The 15,394-nt window shown below is 42.5% G+C and carries 15 protein-coding genes and 1 other annotated feature; all 15 genes read right to left on the bottom strand.

Going from position 1 to position 15,394, the window contains the following annotated elements:
• Window positions 1-15: 15 nt before the first annotated feature.
• The 15 genes from rae1 to ctsR all read right to left on the bottom strand — a co-directional run bounded on the left by rae1 (window position 16) and on the right by ctsR (window position 15,123).
• On the bottom strand, window positions 16-528 hold the full coding sequence (gene rae1, locus AXI57_RS07890) for a ribosome-dependent mRNA decay endonuclease Rae1/YacP (RefSeq protein ID WP_003328305.1): 513 nt from the start codon (window positions 526-528) through the stop codon (window positions 16-18).
• 6 nt (window positions 529-534) lie between these two features.
• Window positions 535-1,284 (bottom strand): 23S rRNA (guanosine(2251)-2'-O)-methyltransferase RlmB, encoded by a 750-nt coding sequence (rlmB, locus tag AXI57_RS07895; protein WP_003328306.1) that lies wholly within the window; start codon window positions 1,282-1,284, stop codon window positions 535-537.
• Complete coding sequence (locus AXI57_RS07900; RefSeq protein ID WP_010787424.1) at window positions 1,268-1,699, bottom strand: Mini-ribonuclease 3; 432 nt, start codon at window positions 1,697-1,699, stop codon at window positions 1,268-1,270. The genes rlmB and AXI57_RS07900 overlap by 17 nt, the downstream gene beginning before the upstream one ends.
• A gap of 3 nt (window positions 1,700-1,702) precedes the next feature.
• Window positions 1,703-3,103 carry a cysteine--tRNA ligase gene (cysS, locus tag AXI57_RS07905; RefSeq protein WP_003328308.1) on the bottom strand — a complete coding sequence of 467 codons (1,401 nt, stop codon included), beginning with the start codon at window positions 3,101-3,103 and terminating at the stop codon, window positions 1,703-1,705.
• On the bottom strand, window positions 3,100-3,753 hold the full coding sequence (cysE, locus tag AXI57_RS07910) for a serine O-acetyltransferase (protein ID WP_010787422.1): 654 nt from the start codon (window positions 3,751-3,753) through the stop codon (window positions 3,100-3,102). The genes cysS and cysE overlap by 4 nt, the downstream gene beginning before the upstream one ends.
• 80 nt (window positions 3,754-3,833) lie before the next feature.
• Window positions 3,834-4,064, bottom strand: a binding site (T-box leader).
• A 3-nt stretch (window positions 4,065-4,067) separates the two neighbouring features.
• A complete protein-coding gene (gltX, locus tag AXI57_RS07915; RefSeq protein WP_003328311.1) occupies window positions 4,068-5,519 on the bottom strand; it encodes a glutamate--tRNA ligase in 1,452 nt (483 codons plus the stop codon).
• Between the two features lie 90 nt (window positions 5,520-5,609).
• On the bottom strand, window positions 5,610-6,086 hold the full coding sequence (gene ispF, locus AXI57_RS07920; RefSeq protein WP_061669751.1) for a 2-C-methyl-D-erythritol 2,4-cyclodiphosphate synthase: 477 nt from the start codon (window positions 6,084-6,086) through the stop codon (window positions 5,610-5,612).
• A complete protein-coding gene (ispD, locus tag AXI57_RS07925; RefSeq protein ID WP_061669753.1) occupies window positions 6,079-6,777 on the bottom strand; it encodes a 2-C-methyl-D-erythritol 4-phosphate cytidylyltransferase in 699 nt (232 codons plus the stop codon). The genes ispF and ispD overlap by 8 nt, the downstream gene beginning before the upstream one ends.
• Before the next feature lie 13 nt (window positions 6,778-6,790).
• Window positions 6,791-7,891, bottom strand: a complete 1,101-nt coding sequence (locus AXI57_RS07930) for a PIN/TRAM domain-containing protein (RefSeq protein WP_003328314.1) — start codon at window positions 7,889-7,891, stop codon at window positions 6,791-6,793.
• A gap of 120 nt (window positions 7,892-8,011) precedes the next feature.
• Window positions 8,012-9,094: a DNA integrity scanning diadenylate cyclase DisA gene (gene disA, locus AXI57_RS07935; protein ID WP_010787418.1), complete on the bottom strand. Its 1,083-nt coding sequence runs from the start codon at window positions 9,092-9,094 to the stop codon at window positions 8,012-8,014.
• A gap of 3 nt (window positions 9,095-9,097) precedes the next feature.
• The gene (gene radA / locus AXI57_RS07940; protein ID WP_013390723.1) at window positions 9,098-10,477 is read right to left on the bottom strand and encodes a DNA repair protein RadA; all 1,380 of its coding nucleotides are present in this window, start codon (window positions 10,475-10,477) and stop codon (window positions 9,098-9,100) included.
• Between the two features lie 84 nt (window positions 10,478-10,561).
• Window positions 10,562-13,000 carry an ATP-dependent protease ATP-binding subunit ClpC gene (clpC, locus tag AXI57_RS07945; protein ID WP_003328317.1) on the bottom strand — a complete coding sequence of 813 codons (2,439 nt, stop codon included), beginning with the start codon at window positions 12,998-13,000 and terminating at the stop codon, window positions 10,562-10,564.
• Complete coding sequence (locus AXI57_RS07950; RefSeq protein ID WP_061669754.1) at window positions 12,997-14,088, bottom strand: protein-arginine kinase McsB; 1,092 nt, start codon at window positions 14,086-14,088, stop codon at window positions 12,997-12,999. The genes clpC and AXI57_RS07950 overlap by 4 nt, the downstream gene beginning before the upstream one ends.
• The gene (locus tag AXI57_RS07955; protein ID WP_003328319.1) at window positions 14,088-14,645 is read right to left on the bottom strand and encodes a protein-arginine kinase activator protein McsA; all 558 of its coding nucleotides are present in this window, start codon (window positions 14,643-14,645) and stop codon (window positions 14,088-14,090) included. Before AXI57_RS07955 ends, AXI57_RS07950 begins: the two co-directional genes overlap by 1 nt.
• A 13-nt stretch (window positions 14,646-14,658) precedes the next feature.
• Window positions 14,659-15,123, bottom strand: a complete 465-nt coding sequence (ctsR, locus tag AXI57_RS07960) for a transcriptional regulator CtsR (protein ID WP_003328320.1) — start codon at window positions 15,121-15,123, stop codon at window positions 14,659-14,661.
• Window positions 15,124-15,394 lie beyond the last annotated feature (271 nt).

The raw sequence follows: 15,394 nt of genomic DNA on the forward strand, positions 1-15,394 counted from the left end.
CAAAAAAGCGTCAACCTAATCCAAGTCGCCCCGCCGCCATTTTTCAAACGTTTTCAATACTTCTTCTGATAGGGCGATTTTACCTGCCGGCTTTTCGGAAGTAATCTTTCTGACCCGCCTTTGAATTCGCCTTTCAATGGTTTCGACTTCTCTTAACAGCTCCCGAGCGGACTTTCGCAGCGCCCCTTGTCCGAAAATCGCCCATTGTTCGGTGTAATCAGACGTCGCAACATGAATCTGAGTCGCGATATTATTCAACGCTTGGGCAAGCTTCTCAATCCGCTCATCAGCTGTCTCATTTTCTTTTGTGAAAATGACTTCAACTCTGTGGTTGGTCCGTTTCTTCTCAATACCTTTTACGAGATGGGCGTCAAAAACAACAATCACCCTATTCCCAGTATATGATTGGTATTCCGCCATCTTTTGAATCAATACGTCCCTTGCTTCTTCAAAACTGTTCGCTTTTAAATCCTTTAGCTGCGGCCAAGCTCCAATCATGTTGTATCCGTCTACTAACAGGATATCCATTTTTCATTATTCTCCCAGCGGGCTTCGTTTCCTATAGATCTCATACATCAAAAGGCCGGCCGCTACAGAGGCGTTGAGAGAAGTAACTTTCCCCGCCATAGGGAGTTTGATTAGAAAATCGCATTTTTCTTTGACAAGCCGGCCCATTCCCTTTCCTTCACTGCCGATGACCAAGGCTAAAGGCATGGTGCCGTCCATTGTGCGATAATCCTCACGGGCAGAAGCATCCGTTCCGACAACCCAGATTCCCCGCTCTTTCATTTCCTCCAAAGTGCGTGCCAGGTTGGTGACTTTTACAACCGGAATATGCTCAATGGCTCCTGTAGAAGCTTTCGCCACCGTCGTTGTCAGTCCCACGGCTCTGCGTTTTGGGATGACGATGCCATGAGCGCCTACCGCATCAGCCGTTCTCATGATGGAGCCGAGATTATGCGGGTCCTCCAGCTCGTCTAACACGAGAAAGAAAGGCTGTTCGTTTTTCTCTTCCGCTCTTTTATATAGATCGTCTAATTCTGCATACTCATACGCGGCTACTTGTGCCACAATTCCTTGGTGCTGCCCGGAAACCATTTGATCCAGTTTTTTTCTCGGAACATATTGAATCGTGATGCCTTGTTTTTTTGCAAGCTCAATCACCTGCTGTGCTTGTCCCTTTACGGTGTTTTCCGCCATCCATAGCTTGTACAGTTCCCGATCTGATTTTAACGTCTCGATGACTGCATTTTTTCCTATGACGTAATCATGTTGCTGACTCATTTGTTTTCCTCCCTGACGTCCCGAATTGTATAGCTTCAGCAACCAGCTGATTCAGTCTTTCTTCTTTTTTCTCAAGAAAAAGGTGTCCGATCAAGGCTTCAAATGCTGTACTATAACGGTACGTCTGAACATCTGTGTTTTTAGGCGTGGTGCCTGACTTAGCATTTCTGCCTCTTCTCAGCACAGCCTCCTCTTCCTCCGTAAAAAATGTTTCATTTTGAAGATGGAAAAGGATATTGGCCTGAGATTTCGCAGATACAATACGGCTTGATTTTTTGTGAAGATCATTAGGCTTTGTAAACCCCTGCTTAAGCAGGTGATGCCTGACGTAAACCTCAAAAATAGCATCACCTATATAAGCAAGTGCAAGCCCGTTTAACTGCTTTGAATCTTTTATTGGATCAAATTGAAGCATTCGTTACTCTCCCCGCTTCCAGCGAGTTCCCTGAGCCGTATCCTCAAGAATGATATTCATGCTTTTCAGCTGATCGCGGATTTGGTCTGATAAAGCAAAATCACGGTTGCGTCGCGCTTCATTTCTTTTCTCAATCAATTCCTCAACATCTTGATCAAGAAGTTCTTGCTCACCCATTGTAAGACCCAGCACAGAAGCGATTCTGTCAAACATCTCAATAAAGGCGTTAATCACTTTATCTGCAGTATTATCTTCCTGCAAATAGTAATTGGCATGCTTCGCTAACTCAAACAAAATTGAAATGGCGTTTGCGGTATTAAAGTCATCGTCCATCGCTTCTTCAAAAGCGGTTCTGTGTTCTTCGATTTTTTTCAGCCACTCGTCATCATCAGCGGTTAAGTTCGTGCTGCTGTTCAAGCGATGAAGCAAGTTGCTGTAGGCTGTTTTCAAACGATTAAAGGCATTCTTTGTATTTTCCAAAAGCTCTTCTGAGTAGTTAATCGGATGACGGTAATGCACAGAAAGCATAAAAAATCTCAACAGCTGCGGATCATGCTTTTTAATAATGTCATGCACCAGAACAAAGTTCCCCAGTGATTTAGACATTTTTTCATTGTCAATATTAATATAGCCATTATGAAGCCAATACTTTGCAAATGTCTTGCCTGTTAAAGCTTCAGATTGTGCAATTTCATTTTCATGGTGAGGGAACGTTAAATCCTGTCCGCCCGCATGGATATCAATCTGTTCCCCAAGATATTTCTTTACCATCGCGGAGCATTCGATGTGCCAGCCCGGACGGCCTTTTCCCCACGGGGCATCCCAGGAAATTTCGCCGTCTTTTGCCGCTTTCCATAGAGCAAAGTCAAGGGCATCTTCTTTTTTCTCGCCTACTCGGATGCGGGCGCCTGATCTCAGTTCATCGATTGATTGCTGAGAAAGCTTTCCGTATCCTTCAAATGCTCTCGTTTTAAAATAAACATCTCCATCGGACTCATAAGCATAGCCTTTTTTTATCAGTTCTTGAACAAAATCAATAATAGCATCCATATTTTCTGTTACACGCGGATGCAGATCGGCTTTCTTGCAGCCTAAGGCGCCAACATCTTCAAAATATGCCTTGATAAAACGTTCAGAAATGGTCGGAACATCCTCGCCGAGTTCGTCAGCCGCTCTGATTAATTTATCATCCACATCCGTGAAGTTAGAGACATACTGCACATCGTAACCTCTGTATTCCAAATAGTTGCGAACCGTATCATACACGATAGCGGGACGGGCATTTCCGATGTGAATATAGTTGTATACGGTCGGGCCGCACACATACATTTTCACCTTTCCCTCCTCGAGAGGAACAAACGTTTCCTTTTGTCTTGTCAGCGTATTATAAAGAGTGATTGTCATTTTTGGTTTATCCTTTCTTTTCTTTCTTCAAGTTCACTTTTCAGCTGTAAGATTTCCTTCTCTAAAGACTTAAATCGGTCAGAAACCGGATCAGGTAAATCCTGATGATTTAAGTCGCGTTTAATTTTTTGGCCATTTTGGACAACTACTCTTCCAGGTATCCCCACAACAGTAGAAAAATCAGGAACATTGTGAAGCACCACGGAGCCAGCCCCTATTTTCGAACCTTCTCCGACTGTAATCGAGCCGAGCACCTTAGCTCCTGTCGCTATTAAAGCATCATCCTTGATCGTCGGATGCCTCTTCCCTTTTTCTTTCCCCGTTCCCCCAAGAGTGACGCCTTGAAAGACAGTCACATTGTTGCCGATTTCGCACGTCTCGCCTATGACAACCCCCATACCATGATCAATAAAGAACCTTCTCCCTATCGTCGCGCCGGGGTGGATTTCAATGCCGGTAAAAAATCTGCTGATCTGAGAAATAAGGCGTGCAAGGAAATAAAATTTCCGTTTATATAAAGCATGTGCAATCCGATGCGCCCATATAGCATGTAAACCAGAATAAGTTAAAATCACTTCAAAATAGCTTCTTGCTGCCGGATCTTGGTCAAACACTGTATCAATGTCTTCTTTAAGCATTTTAAAAAACACATGCTTCCCCCCGTTCTACCCGCTTCCTTCTGTCTTTTTTTGTTTTCAGGCAATAAAAAAAGCGTCTCTGCATGCAACATGACAGAGACGCTTTTACCGCGCGGTTCCACTCTGTTTGAAAAACAGATCACTGTTCTCCCAACTTTAACCGATAACGGCGGCATCCGCCTTTGAATACTTATTTTTCGCAAAATGTTCTTCAAAGGTCTTAAGGGCGCACTTCTAAAACCCGACCATGGATCTCTCTCAGCCATGAAGATCCTTTCTGTGATGGTCTAATGTTTTATACTCTTCCCTGTCAACAATTTCATATATTAAGCATTTTTCAAACGTTTAATAACGGTTTCTCTTCCAATCAGCTCAATCGATTGCGGAAGCTCAGGGCCGTGAGTCTGGCCAGTTACCGCTACACGAATCGGCATAAATAACTTTTTCCCTTTATGTCCTGTTTCTTTTTGCACTGCTTTGATGGAAGCTTTAATATGATCCGGTGTAAACTCCTCGAGTTCTTCCAGCTTCGCAGCGAACACACTAAGCACTTCCGGCACCTGCTCTTCATCTAAAACAGTCTTCGCCTCTTGATTATACTCGATATCTTCCTTAAAGAACAAATCAGTAAGCTCAACAATTTCTGCGCCGAAGCTTAATTGCTCATGATATAAAGAAATCAGCTTGCGAATCCATTCCTGCTGTTCCGGAGAAAGTTCAGTTCCGACTTTACCGGCCTTCTGTAAATGCGGAAGCGTCAGTTCAACGACCTGCTCAAGATCCAGCTCTTTCACATATTGGTTGTTGACCCATTTTAGTTTATGCATATCAAACAATGCTGGTGATTTTGATAAACGATTCACATCAAAAATTTCAATAAACTGTTCCTTTGTAAAAAGTTCTTCTTCTCCTACTGGAGACCAGCCTAATAGGCCGATAAAGTTAAACAGCGCTTCTGGCAAGTATCCTAAATCTTTATATTGCTCGATGAATTGAATGATGGACTCATCGCGTTTACTGAGCTTTTTGCGGCTTTCATTCACGATTAACGTCATGTGGCCAAACACAGGAATATCCCATCCGAATGCTTGATAAATCATGATTTGTTTCGGCGTGTTTGAAATATGGTCTTCACCGCGCAGCACATGCGTCATTTTCATCAAATAATCATCAACCGCTACAGCAAAGTTATACGTCGGTGTTCCGTCTTTTTTCACAATGACAAAATCACCAATGCCGTCTGATTCGAAAGAAATCTCACCTTTTACGATATCGTTAAAGGCAATGATCTTTCCTTCCGGCACACGGAACCGAATACTCGGCTTTCTGCCTTCAGCAAGGAATTGATCCTGCTCTTCCTGAGTCAGATTTCTGTGCTTGCCTGAATAACGGGGCATCTCGCCGCGGGCAATCTGTTCTTCGCGTTCTTTTTCAAGTTCTTCTTCCGTACAGAAACATTTATAAGCAAGCCCTTTTTCAAGAAGCTCTTCATAATAGACTCGGTAGATATCGTTACGCTCAGACTGACGGTACGGGCCGTATTCTCCGCCGACATCTACACTTTCGTCCCAATCAATGCCGAGCCACTTCAAATAATTCAGCTGGCTTTGTTCTCCGCCCTCAATATTGCGTTTTTGGTCCGTATCCTCTACACGAATAATAAACTTTCCGCCTTGATTGCGGGCAAATAAATAATTAAAAAGAGCCGTTCTGGCATTTCCTATATGCAAATGTCCCGTTGGACTCGGTGCATAGCGAACGCGTACTTCATTTCCCATTTTCTAATACTTCCTTTCATCTCAGGTCTGGCCTCAAGTAAAATATATGCATCTATTCTACCACCAAATAGATCGTGCATCAAAATAAGATTAGCCTTTTTGTATCAGCACTGTCGCCTGCGCCGCTATTCCTTCGGCTCTACCCGTAAACCCAAGTTTCTCAGTTGTCGTAGCCTTTACATTAATCTGAGAGGTATCGGCTCCAAGGCCTTCAGCAATTCTTTTTCTCATGTCTTCTATGTATGGCGCCATCTTCGGCTTTTGGGCGATAATGGTACAGTCCAGATTCCCTAGAACATAACCTTTTTGTTTCACAATATCCCAAACATGCTGCAGCAATTTGAAGGAATCTGCGTCCTTAAATTCCGGATCCGTATCTGGAAAATGCTTGCCGATGTCTCCCTCTCCAACTGCTCCGAGGCAGGCGTCAGCAATTGTATGAAGTAAAACATCAGCATCAGAATGTCCGAGCAGACCCTTTTCATAAGGGATTTCAATTCCTCCGATAATAAGAGGCCGGCCTTCCGCCAGCTGATGCACATCAAAACCTTGTCCGATTCTAAACATATTCATTCCCACTTTCCGCTCTCATGATTGCTTCTGCCGCTATTAAATCATCCGGTGTCGTCAGTTTAATATTCGTGTAATCACCTTCGACGACACTTACATAAGCACCCTCCAGCTCCTCAACGAGACTGGCGTCATCCGTTCCTAAAAAACCTTTTCTTTCAGCTTCCCTATGAGCCTCCATCAATAAGGAAAGACGAAAAGCTTGTGGCGTTTGAACGGCCCACAAGCTTGAACGTTCAATAGTCTCAGTGACTTCAGAGCCTTGAACGCGTTTAATGGTATCTTTCACAGGAACAGCAAGGATTGCCGCTCCTGTCTGCTCTGCTGTTTCGATCAGCTTATCAATTTGTTTATGCTTCACAAAAGGACGCGCGCCGTCGTGAACAAGCACAATATTTTCTTGCCTTATTGTTTTGAGGCCCTCATACACACTATGCTGCCGTTCATCTCCGCCCTTCACAACCTCGATCGCTGTATCAAACGAATACTGTTTCAGCAGTCCTTGAAAATCTTCATGGTCATGTTCATTTATGACTAAGATGATTTTTCGGCACGGTCTATGGCTGTCAAACACTCTTAAAGTGTGAATGATAACCGGAGCATCTTTCAGCTCAATAAACAGCTTATTCCTTCCCGCCTTCATTCGTTTCCCCTGTCCGGCGGCAAGAATCACTACATCATAGTTCATATTCTTTCTCCCTCTAAAGAGCCTTCTCCAACAGCTTCGGCTTTGCAAAAATCATTCTTCCAGCCGCTGTTTGCAGCACACTTGTTACGAGCACATCAATATGCTTGCCAATATAGTTCCGCCCTTCTTCCACTACAATCATGGTACCGTCATCCAAGTAGGCAACACCTTGGTTATGCTCTTTCCCGTCTTTGATGACCTGCACATTCATTTCTTCACCCGGAAGCACTACAGGCTTCACAGCATTGGCCAGATCATTAATGTTCAGCACCGCTACTTTTTGAAGCTCACATACTTTATTTAAATTAAAATCATTTGTCACTACGACTCCGGAAGTCAGTTTGGCCAATTTAACAAGCTTGCTGTCAACCTCCTGTATATCTTCAAAGTCGCCTTCATATATTTCCACTTTAATATCCAATTCTTTTTGGATGCGATTTAAAATATCAAGGCCGCGGCGTCCTCTGTTTCGCTTTAATACGTCAGAAGAATCGGCAATATGCTGCAATTCTCCAAGGACAAACTGCGGAATAACGATGATCCCTTCTAAAAAACCAGTTTGGCAAATATCTGCAATTCTCCCATCAATAATAACACTTGTGTCTAAAATTTTCAGCTTTTTATCCTGCTCTTCATGCTCTTCCTCAGCCGTACCTTTTTTCTTTTGCATTCTTGAAGAAATCGAGAACAGGCTGATTAGCTCATCCTTTTTCTTAAAGCCGACCTGAAAGCCGAGATAGCCCAGAAAGAAAGCTAAAAAGACAGGAATAATCGTGCTGAGAATTCGGTATGGTATATTGTCTAAAGGAATCACATTTACGATAAGATAAGCGATTATAAGTCCAAATACTAAGCCGAGACTCCCAAATAACAAATCTGGAACCGGAGCTTTCAACAAAGAATCCTCTATCCACTTCACCCAGTTTACAACATATTCTGTTCCCCATATACTGATGAGAAAAAAGATAATGGCACCAATTGCCGCAGACGTATACGCGTTTGTTACTAAAGGTATGTCCTGTATATTTAACAGCACAAACAATTCAGGTATTAAAAATATACCGACAACGCCGCCAAAAATAATGAAGAACGCCTGAACTATTCGTTTTAACATACCCCCACCTCCTTTTTAAGATAAATATTTTTTGAATCAAAATTTGTAAAAACCTACGAATATCAGAATAAACAAAAACCAGCAATAATATACCCGAAATGAAATCGTTTTAATCTACATTTACAGCTGTCTGTCAATATAATGCTTTTCTTGAAGACGTTTTAAGCCTTTTTTAATTTTTTGGGCTCGTACCTCACCTATGCCCTCAACATCATCTAATTCTTCTGCACTTGCTTCAATAATCCTTGGCAGAACGCCAAAAGCTTCCACTACATTCTCAACAATCGGCATCGGCAGCCGCGGGATTTTATGAAGAAGTCTGTAACCTCTAGGTAAAACATAATCTTCAAGATTTGTAGAGGCTGAATAGCCAAGCAGCTTATATACAATAGAGTCATCCAGCAAATCATAACTGGACATATCCTGAAGCTCCTTCAAAAGCACAAATGGGTCTTTGATTTTTTCCTTCACATAGTCCTTAATAAATAAGGCAGCCTCTTCTTCCATGTCTGTAATCAGTTCAATGACCTGCAACCTGATTAAATGTCCTTCGGTACCTAATTCTTTGATATACATATTAATTTCATTTTTAATTCTCAGCACCATTTCATATCTGTGCATAACGGAGAGCACATCACTGAATGTGACCAGCTCTTCAAATTCCAAGGCATTCAGCGCCGTTATCGTTTTATCAAGAATGGTCTTATACTTTTCAAGTGTTTGAATGGCTTGATTTGCTTTTGTTAAGATAAAACCGATGTCTTTTAACGTATACCTCATGTTTTCCTGATATAACGTAATGACATTTCTCCGCTCTGAAATAGCGATAACCAAACAGCCCGTTTGTTTCGCTACCCTTTCCGCCGTGCGGTGACGCATTCCGGTTTCAGAAGAAGATATTGTCGCCTCAGGCATCAGCTGAGTATTGGCATAAAGTATTTTTTGCCCAGAATCACTTAAAATGATAGCCCCGTCCATCTTAGCCAGCTCATACAAATGCGCCGGCGCAAAGGACGTATTAATATGAAAGCCGCCATCCACTACCTCTTTCACTTTATCGTTGTAGCCTACAACGATTAAACCGCCTGTATTGGCTCTTAAAACATTCTCTATTCCAGCTCTGAGCGGCGTTCCCGGCGCCACAAATTGTAATATAGCCGAGAGATCCAACTCTTGTTTCGCCCCTTTTTTCTCTTTTTCCATCTATTATGATCCTCCTAATGAAGTACGAAGCGCTTCTGCAACATTTGCTACTCCGACAACCTCAATCCCTTTTGGTTTTGTCCATCCATCTAAATTCGCCGCAGGTATGATCATACGCTTAAATCCAAGTTTAGCAGCTTCTTTCACACGCTGTTCAATTCTGGATACCCTGCGGACCTCACCTGTTAAACCGACTTCTCCTATAATGCAGTCGGCAGGATTTGGCGGTGTATCCCTAAAGCTTGATGCAATACTGACAGCTACAGCGAGATCGATTGCCGGTTCATCCAGCTTAACGCCGCCTGCTACCTTTAAATACGCATCTTGATTTTGAAGCAGCAGCCCAACTCTTTTTTCTAACACTGCCATGAGCAGTGACACTCTGTTATGGTCAATTCCCGTGGCCATACGCCGGGGATTCCCAAAGCTGGTCGGTGAGATAAGGGCCTGTATTTCCACAAGAATCGGTCTGGTTCCTTCCATAGATGCTACTATGCTGGAACCTGCCGCTCCGGCTGATCGTTCCTCAAGAAAGATTTCAGAAGGATTCAGCACCTCTGTCAGACCCTCTTCCCGCATTTCGAAAATGCCCATTTCATTTGTAGAGCCGAAACGGTTTTTTACTGCCCGCAGGATGCGGAACGTATGATGCCGCTCTCCTTCAAAGTAAAGAACAGTATCAACCATATGTTCCAACAGTCTCGGACCAGCAATTGAACCTTCTTTTGTTACATGTCCTACGATAAAAATCGGTATACCCTTTGTCTTAGCAATTCTCATCAGCTCTGCCGTACACTCCCTGACTTGCGACACACTGCCCGGAGCTGATGTAATATCGCTTTGATAGACCGTCTGAATGGAGTCAACAACCACAAATGCTGGATTCATCTCTTGTATAGCAGACGAAATATACTCCATGTCGGTTTCAGCTAAAACATGTAACGTTTGGTTATTAATATCGAGCCGATCTGCTCTGAGTTTCGTTTGTTTCACAGATTCCTCGCCTGAAATGTAGAGCACACTATGCGTGGAGTCTGATAACTGAGCGGATACCTGAAGCAGCAAGGTTGACTTACCAATACCGGGATCTCCTCCAATTAAGACAAGTGAGCCCTTCACAACACCGCCGCCCAGCACTCTGTTAAATTCTCCAAGCTGTGTTTTAATTCGGGGTTCTTCAGATGTTTCTATTGATGTGATAGGTGAAGGTTTCTTTACGGTTTGGGTAGAGTGTGCAAAAGCTGCTCTGCGATTAGCCGGTGTTTTTTTTACTGTTTCTTCTGTCATTGTGTTCCAAGCTCCGCAGCCTGGACATTTCCCCATCCACTTTGCGGATTCATAGCCGCAGGATTGGCAGATAAATTTCGTTTTTGATTTAGCCATAGATGATGTAAGACCTCTCCCTTGTCAGTTTCCTTGATAAGAAATTGAGGCATACACTTACTCGCTGTATGCCTCTTTTTCATCTTATAAATTATTCGTTTTAGCTGTCGTTTTTACGACAAACTCTCCATCTTCAACATCAAGCACAATATGCTGACCTTTATCAATATTTCCTCTAAGCAGTTCCTCTGATAAACGGTCTTCTACATGCTTTTGAATTGCTCTTCTTAACGGACGGGCGCCGTACTCCAGATCTACCCCTTCATCGGCTACTTTCGCTTTTGCAGCTTCTGTCAGCTCAATTGATAGGTCTTGTTCTTTTAGGCGTTTTGTTAATTGATCCGACATAAGTGTCACAATTTCATTTAGATGTTTCTTCTCGAGTGAGTGGAATACAATAATCTCATCAATACGGTTGATAAACTCCGGTCTGAATGCCCGTTTCAGCTCACCCATTACTTTATCTTTCATGTCTTTGTGATTTTGAGTCTCATCCTGAACATTAAAACCAACGTACTTATTGCGTTTCAGCTCGCTGGCTCCGACGTTCGACGTCATGATAAGAATTGTATTGCGGAAATCAACTGTGCGTCCCTTCGAATCAGTCAGACGGCCATCTTCAAGCACTTGTAAAAGAATATTGAATACATCCGGATGCGCTTTTTCAATTTCATCAAGCAGCACAACAGAGTATGGTTTTCTTCTAACTTTTTCTGTTAACTGACCGCCTTCATCATAACCGACATATCCAGGAGGTGAACCGACAAGTCTTGATGTCGAGTGTTTCTCCATGTATTCTGACATATCGATTCTGATCATCGCTTCTTCATCACCGAAAATGGATTCAGCAAGTGCTCTTGCAAGCTCGGTTTTCCCTACACCTGTAGGGCCTAAGAATACGAATGAACCAATCGGCCGTTTCGGGTCTTTCAACCCTGCTCTCGCGCGTCTGACAGCCTTAGCAACAGCTACAACGGCTTCATCCTGCCCGATAACACGGGAATGAAGGAGATTTTCCATATTCAGCAGCTTATCCGTTTCAGTTTGCGCAATTTTAGAAACAGGAACCCCGGTCCAACTTGAAACAACCATTGCGATATCTTCAACCGATACTTCTGAATTTTCCTGGCCTTGTTTCTCTTTCCACGTTTTCTTCGTATCTTCCACTTGTTCTCTTAAACGCTGTTCTGTATCGCGTAATGAGGCGGCTTTTTCAAACTCTTGGCTTTGCACCGCCGCATCTTTTTCTTTACGGACTTCATCAAGTTTTTGTTCAAGCTCCTTCAAATTTGGTGGAGTTGTAAATGAACGCAATCTTACTTTAGAACCTGCTTCATCAATCAAATCAATTGCTTTATCCGGAAGGAACCGATCAGAAATATATCGGTCAGAAAGCTTAACCGCAGCTTCAATGGCTTCATCAGTAATTGAAACCCGGTGATGCGCTTCATACCGGTCACGTAACCCTCTTAATATTTGAACGCTTTCGTCTACAGAAGGCTGATCAACCTGGATTGGTTGGAATCGGCGCTCAAGCGCTGCATCTTTTTCAATATATTTGCGGTACTCATCAAGAGTGGTCGCCCCGATGCATTGCAGCTCTCCGCGGGCAAGTGACGGCTTTAAAATATTTGATGCATCAATCGCACCTTCTGCTCCGCCTGCCCCTATCAATGTATGAAGCTCATCAATAAAGAGAATAATATTGCCTGCTTGACGAATTTCATCCATTACCTTTTTCAAACGGTCTTCAAATTCACCACGGTACTTTGTGCCGGCAACGACCGTTCCCATGTCTAATGTCATAACACGTTTATCGCGCAAGATTTCAGGAACTTCATTGTTGATGATTTGCTGTGCAAGCCCTTCAGCAATAGCCGTTTTCCCTACACCCGGTTCCCCGATAAGCACAGGATTGTTTTTCGTTCTGCGGCTCAGCACTTCAATTACCCGCTGAATTTCCTTGCTTCTGCCGATAACCGGATCAAGGCTGTCTTCCTTCGCTATCGCTGTTAAATCTCTCGCCAAGCTGTCAAGCGTCGGAGTATTTGCATTGCTGTTTGTTCCTGAGGCAGAAGATCCTGTTTCATTGCTTCCAAGAAGCTGGAGAACCTGCTGTCTCGCTTTATTTAAACTTACGCCAAGGTTATTCAGCACTCTCGCTGCCACACCTTCTCCTTCGCGTATGAGTCCGAGAAGGATATGTTCTGTCCCTACGTAAGAATGACCAAGTTTTCTTGCCTCATCCATTGAAAGCTCAATCACTTTTTTAGCTCTTGGAGTATAATGAATGGTTTGGGACATTTCTTGTCCGCGTCCAATTAAGCTCTCCACTTCTTTTTGGATTTTATCAGAACCGAGGCCAAGTGCTTGAAGCGCTTTAGCTGCAATACCTTCTCCTTCGCGTACCAGTCCTAATAAAATATGCTCTGTGCCAATATTGTTATGCCCTAAACGAAGTGCTTCCTCCTGTGCAAGTGCCAATACCTTTTGCGCGCGCTCTGTAAATCTTCCAAACATCATATCGATTCATCCTCCTGTCTATTCGCATTCATTTCTAAATGTAATCGTTCCCTGATAAGAGCTGCCCTTCTAATATCTCTTTCGTTCGGCCGCAATGCACTGCCTGAATATTGCTGTAAAAACCCCGGTTGTGTCAAAATCATTAATTCATTAAGTATATTGCTTGAAAGGCCTTTAATGATGCCTAAATCTATACCTAGCCGAACATCTGAAAGACACTTTGCAGTCTCTTTCGATTCTATCATTCGACAGTTGGATAAGACGCCATAGGATCTATACACCCGATCCTCCAACTCAATCTTAGATGTTTGGTAAAGGGCTTCTCGTGCAGATCGTTCCTGTTCAATCAGCTGGGCAGCCACGCTGTTCAGGTCTTCAACGATATCCTGCTCTGATTTTCCGAGTGTGATTTGATTCGAAATTTGAAAGATATTTCCTAATGCTTCGCTGCCTTCACCATAAATTCCTCTAACAACTAACCCTAATTGGTTAATTGCCGGAATAATTCGATTGATTTGCCTAGTTAGAACAAGAGCCGGCAAATGCATCATGACTGAAGCCCTTAATCCTGTACCTACATTTGTAGGACAGCTTGTTAAATAACCTCTTTGTTCTCCAAATGCATAATCAACTTTCTCCTCAATCCAGTCATCGACCTGATTCGCGGCTTCCATTGCTTTGAAAAGCTGAAACCCGGGGAAAAGGCATTGGATCCTGATGTGATCCTCCTCATTTAACATTATGCTGACTTCCTCATTTTCAGAAAGCAGACAGCCGCCGAATGGTGATTCCGTTAAATTCGGACTGATTAAATGCTTTTCAACAAGCACTCTCTTTTCTAAAGGCTGAGCATCGTTCATTCTTATTAAAACAAACTTGCCAATACCGGGAACCTCATGCTCAGCAAACTGGTCTTCAAATTGCTGCATAATGGATGATGCTTCTTCATTTGAATACCGTGTAGGAAACCGAATATTATCAAAATTTCGGGCCAAACGGATACGGCTGCTGAGTACAATGTCACTTTCAGGTCCTTTCTGCTTCATCCAACTGCTTAATGCGTCCTGAATAAAATGCTTTAGCGACATTACCCTTGTTCCCCCTCGCTATCTGTACTTTTTAATGCATGCTCTAATGATCGAATTTGATCTCTGACCTGTGCAGCTTTTTCAAATTCTTCTTGGTGTATCAGTGTTTCTAATTCTTTTTTCAATACATCAATTTGTCGTCTGACGTGTATATTTCCGCCTATGCGTTTTGGAATTTTCCCGGCATGAACAGTATTTCCGCTGTGTACCTTACGCAATATAGGAGTGATATTACTATGGAACGTTTTGTAACATTCCGCACAGCCAAAACGGCCTGTTTTTCTAAATTGCTGAAATGTCATTCCGCACTTCTTGCAGGCTGATCCTGGCTCTGAATGATTAAACATTTGAGTGCCGGCACTTTGAAACGAAGAATCCATGTTCAGCAAACCTGATAATAAATTATGAATAGAGAAACCATGATTCCCACTTATACCATATGAATCACTATTTTCTTTTGCACATTGTTCACAGATGTGCACTTCTTTTTTCTCTCCATTAACAACCTTTGTAAAGTGAAAAGTGGCTGGCCTCTCATTGCACTCTTGACAAATCAATCTTTTCACCCGCTTATTTTAGTTTTAAAGATGTCAGCATGGCTTTCATCATCCTGGCTCTTAATTCATCACGCTCAGGCAAATCAATGTATAGGACTGAGCGGTCCATGACACTGACCATCATTTTTGCTTCTCTTTCTGAAATAACCCCATCTTCTAATAGCCTGAGAATAATATCATCAGAGGCTGCTTGAGACAGATGGGTATGAATGTGCGAAATAATATTATTAATAAGGACAACTTCATTATTCATTTTAATTTTAATGATTCTGATATATCCGCCGCCCCCGCGTTTGCTTTCAACAATATATCCTCTTTCGCTTGTAAACCTGGTGTTGATGACATAATTAATTTGGGAAGGAACACATTGAAACTTATCAGCAATCTCACTGCGCTTTATCTCTAAAATTTCCTTGCCATTTTGATCTAACACTTGTTTTAAATACTGTTCAATGATGTCAGAAATATTATGTCCCACTCAACCCCCTCCTTTATTGACTTTGACTATATTTGACTTTAATCTTACTATAAGGTGTTTCATAAGATTTTTCAACTTTCTCGCTCTATCTCTATTATTTCCACTTTAACAAAACGTAAAACCTGACTTCTCATATAAAGTGACTTTATCTTTTTAAAGTTATTTTATTATATAACTAAACAATATGTAATGAAACCAATAACCTGAAAACACAAAAAAGGACAGCTCATATGAGCTGTCCTTTTTTCAACTTGCTTGGCGGCGTCCTACT

Source organism: Bacillus atrophaeus (assembly GCF_001584335.1).
Lineage (GTDB): Bacteria > Bacillota > Bacilli > Bacillales > Bacillaceae > Bacillus > Bacillus atrophaeus.